This is a genomic window from Paenibacillus sp. S29, from assembly GCF_049319765.1.
GTDB classification, from domain to species: Bacteria; Bacillota; Bacilli; order Paenibacillales; family Paenibacillaceae; genus Paenibacillus; species Paenibacillus polymyxa_B.
Genome location: NZ_JBMOUI010000124.1, coordinates 1 through 219 on the forward strand (window position 1 = coordinate 1; position 219 = coordinate 219).

General features: G+C 55.7%; 1 protein-coding gene. It reads left to right on the top strand.

Annotated features, from left to right (window positions below; all coding sequences use genetic code 11):
• Positions 1 to 219 (top strand): condensation domain-containing protein (locus ACL9RM_RS26830; protein ID WP_414126734.1); only part of this gene is annotated, 219 nt, incomplete at both ends.

The window sequence follows — 219 nt, forward strand, 5'->3', positions numbered from 1 at the left end:
GCGGAACCTAGCGAGTATTATCCGCTCTCTTCCGCTCAGAAACGTCTCTATATCTTGAACCAGCTGGAAGGAGCCGAACTGAGCTACAACATACCGGGAGCTATGCTGCTCGAAGGGGAGCTCGACCGGCAGCGGTTTGAAGAAGCGTTCCGCGGGCTCGTAGCTCGTCATGAAACGCTGCGTACCGGCTTTGAGATGGTAAAAGGCGAAGCGGTTCAG